Below are 562 nucleotides of genomic sequence, written 5' to 3' on the forward strand. Positions count from 1 at the left end.
CTTGGAGCACCACGGTAAGCCCTTGGCGCGCTACAGCGACAAGGCCAGTGTATTTCGAGTCAACAGCAAGGATGCCCAGGGTCGCGATGGCCACACGCAGTTCGCCCGGGCCATGTTCGAGCTGAACATCGATACCTTCTGCGCCAACTCCAGCCAGGCCAAGGGCCGCGTCGAGCGAGCCCATCTCACCTTGCAGGATCGCCTGGTCAAGGAACTGCGACTGCGAGACATCAGCACCGTCGAAGCCGCTAATGCTTATCTGCCGCTCTTCATAGCCGATTACAATCGTCGCTTCGGCAAACCGGCCCGCTCGGACTTCGATGCCCACCGCCCGGTACGTGACGATGAAGATCTCTCGTTGATCCTCACCTGGCGCGAGCCCCGGCGAGTCTCGAAAAGACTAACCCTGCAATACGACAAACGCCTCTACCTGATTAATGACACCCCGCAGACGCAAGGCCTGGCTGGCCACTACGTGGACATCTATCACTATCCATGCGGGCGCATAGGAATCAGATCGGAAGGCGTTCCCCTGCCCTTTGGCGTTTTCGATCAGCTGCTC

General features: G+C 59.3%; 1 protein-coding gene. It reads left to right on the forward strand.

Translation table 11 applies throughout. The annotated features are described in order from the left end of the window. The coding region (locus tag ACUCV0_RS24075) for a transposase family protein (RefSeq protein ID WP_482213932.1) at positions 1-562 on the forward strand (562 nt) is incomplete at both ends.

The organism is Pseudomonas sp. VMV1 (genome assembly GCF_056790235.1).